Raw genomic sequence first — 2,991 nt, 5'->3', positions numbered from 1 at the left:
TCTATAAATTTTTCATACTCTTCTATTTATATATTCCATATAATTTTTAACCGAGTTTATATTTTTCTTTATCTCATCTAACGTAATATCTTGGCTCGCATTGACAAATGTTTTCTCTCCATGCGCCAAACTATTTCTCTTATTTTTTACTATCAAAAGAAATTTGTCTGATTCTTTATTTACAATCTGTATTCCTATATTTTCAGAAATTTTTCGAATCTCTCTTGCATCTAAATTACCTGAAAACAATTTCAAATATCTGCTCAACTCCAGATAACTAATTTCGCATATTTTTTCTTTTTCACTCTCATATAATTTCTTTAATTCATTCTCTTTAGAACCAATACGTTTTAGATGATATTTATAAATTAAATTTTGAAAAGCTTCCGGTAATTTATCAACCGGAAGCTTTTTTTCGCAAACACTATCAAATAATTCTGTCAGCAAATTACTCATCGTTCCCTCAATCGCATTGTACACCATCAAAAGTAACGATGATTTCAAAAGAAGCTGATTTTCAATCTTTTTATTCTCATCCAGTTCTAGGATTCGTATCATTAAATCCATATCATTGAAACGACTTTCTAAATCATTCCTTGCGGCAATCAACTGCTTCCCCATATTTTAACAATCCTTCTTTTATATAATCAATTCTCGTTCGAATTGTTTTTGCTCTATGTGTTTGATATCTTCCGGAAACAGAAGTAATAAATTTATCATCTGTCAGCAATAATTTTGCTTTTTCCTTTGAAACAGACAAATTTTCTTTATCTTTTAATGCCAGATATGCACCAACTGACAATGCCTCAAAATATGGTCTTGCCACCTGCCGTGCTTTCTCATTTTTTGCAAAACCATAGGGATAATATTTTTCTACAAAGTCCATGGTAATTTCAAATCGATGCTGCATTTCTTTTTTCATTGTATCATCAAAAGAAGCATTTTTATCTCGCATATACTCGTCTAATTGTTTCGATATTCCTTTTGAATCACTATACTTTGGATACCATTCGGAAAAGGCAAAGAAACGCAGCAAAAGTTCTTCCCCTTCCTGGCGTTTTTCCAACCATTTTGCAATTGGTGTCAATTTTTTAAATCTTTCATCCGCAGCTAATTGACAAATGAAGTCATTAAATTTTCCAGTATAAATTCCTTTTCGATATTCCATATCTTTCAACAAATCACTGCCCCGGTTAATCCGTTCGAAAATATCATTTTTCGTTTCATCCGTTGTGCGTTCTGATAAGACAATCATTTTTAAAGAAATATTTTTAAATTTTCTCTGACGGGATATACTTAAGTCTGTAAACTTTAAATTATTCAAATCCGGTACTTTTTCAAGCCCTCTGATTTTTAAATTATCATTGATATATGCTGCCAACGTTCGAATTCTCTGCGATCCATCAACAATTTCATAACGCCCCTCCGAAGTCTCGGCCAAAAATATATACGGAATTGGCAATCCTATCATCAAAGACTCTATAAAACGAGATTGCCTGTTTTCATCCCATACAACTCACGCTGATATTCCGGCACAAAAAACTCATTCTCATCTTTTTCCAAACCATTCAGATACTTTTGAACGATGATCTCAATCGTATATTCTTTTATATCAAATGCAACATTTCTCTGCTGATCATCTATCTCTTTCTCCAGCATATTCATAAATGCCTCACCAGAAATGTTTCTGCTATCCTTCATAAACGTTCACTCTCCCCCTCTCCACTGATAACTGATTTTTTGTGTCTATAATTAATTTTTCTACTTTTTTATTCATCCTTGATTCCTTTTATTATGATATTTTATACTTTTATTAACTGTTGCCTTTATCCCAAAATCCACCAAACTATTTCTCACCATTTCTAATTTTCTTGTCGAATAAATTTTCATCATTTCATCTAGTACAAAAATCAAAGTTCTGTTAATTATCCCCGGATTTTTCACTTGTTCCTTGTCAATATCATTCAAGCATCCATCAAACTCAGAAAATATTTTTTCATAAATCAAATTCACATCGCAAAACTTATAACTCTCCCGTAACCACTCGTACTCTGGTTCGATATATTTTGCATATTGAAATGACGTCCTCACTTTTTCATTATTTACAATAATGGATATAAAATTTTTAATTTCATCTTTTGTAAGGTTATTATTACTTGTAAAAGCTTTTAAGCATTGTATCACTTTTGCAATTGTGTATTCAGAAATATGAATTTTTTCATTGTCCGATAATGCTATATTACGTTTTAAAAGCTTTTCAAATTCCTCTATTAGCATTATTTGATTTTCAAATATATCTAACCGTTTTATCTTCGTTAAAGCACAAGAATTCGCTTGAATATAATAATATAATTTTTCTTCAAGGAACACTGCCCCATTAATATTTTCATAATAATTCATATTAAATAGGAAATCTTCTCCTAATGTTATTTCTTCTGGAAATTTTATTCCTTTATTTACTATAATTTCTCTTTTATATAATTTATTCCACGGACCTTCCAACATAGCTGTTTTCCATAAAAGATAGGCTATATTTTCAAAAAATATCTTTCTGCTCAAAACACATTGTTTTCCCATCCCCTCAGAACTACATATTTTTATATCTTGTGGCATATTATTTTTTAATGTAATTATCTTTGCTCCGCAAAAAACAACATCCATTTGATAGACTTCCATTGCGCGAACCAATTTCTCCACCATATTATTCGCTATAACATCATCTGAATCAACAAACTGCAAATAATATCCCGTTGCATTTTCAATTCCAATGTTTCTTGCATGACTCACTCCAGAATTTTGAATATCTATTACTTTTACTCTTGGATCTATCTCTGCATAATTATTGCAAATATTTATAGAGTCATCTTTTGAACCATCATTTACTAATATCACCTCAATATTCGTATATGTTTGACTCAATATTGAATTTATACAATATCCCAAATATTTTTCGCTATTATAAATGGGTACCACTATACTAACCTTTTTCAT

The 2,991-nt window shown here is 30.4% G+C and carries 4 protein-coding genes; all 4 read right to left on the bottom strand.

Annotation, left to right across the window (positions count from 1 at the left end):
* Positions 1–12 precede the first annotated feature (12 nt).
* Positions 13–621, bottom strand: a complete 609-nt coding sequence (locus DW085_RS18640) for an MAE_28990/MAE_18760 family HEPN-like nuclease (RefSeq protein WP_118494346.1) — start codon at positions 619–621, stop codon at positions 13–15.
* Positions 590–1,471: a DUF262 domain-containing protein gene (locus DW085_RS18635; protein WP_243034103.1), complete on the bottom strand. Its 882-nt coding sequence runs from the start codon at positions 1,469–1,471 to the stop codon at positions 590–592. Before DW085_RS18635 ends, DW085_RS18640 begins: the two co-directional genes overlap by 32 nt.
* Before the next feature lie 8 nt (positions 1,472–1,479).
* Positions 1,480–1,701 carry a hypothetical protein gene (locus tag DW085_RS19425; RefSeq protein WP_207663903.1) on the bottom strand — a complete coding sequence of 74 codons (222 nt, stop codon included), beginning with the start codon at positions 1,699–1,701 and terminating at the stop codon, positions 1,480–1,482.
* A 72-nt stretch (positions 1,702–1,773) separates the two neighbouring features.
* The coding region (locus DW085_RS18630) for a glycosyltransferase (protein ID WP_118494343.1) at positions 1,774–2,991 on the bottom strand (1,218 nt) is incomplete at its 5' end.

Source organism: Clostridium sp. AF50-3 (assembly GCF_003477445.1).
Taxonomy (GTDB): Bacteria; Bacillota; Clostridia; order Lachnospirales; family Lachnospiraceae; genus Otoolea; species Otoolea fessa.
This window is presented reverse-complemented; position numbering and strand designations above follow the sequence as displayed.

Bases quoted from the DNA above. Each gene is read 5' to 3' on its own strand.
- DW085_RS18640 (WP_118494346.1), bottom strand. From the start codon at position 621: ATGGGGAAGCAGTTGATTGCCGCAAGGAATGATTTAGAAAGTCGTTTC.
- DW085_RS18635 (WP_243034103.1), bottom strand. From the start codon at position 1,471: ATGATAGGATTGCCAATTCCGTATATATTTTTGGCCGAGACTTCGGAG.
- DW085_RS19425 (WP_207663903.1), bottom strand. From the start codon at position 1,701: ATGAAGGATAGCAGAAACATTTCTGGTGAGGCATTTATGAATATGCTG.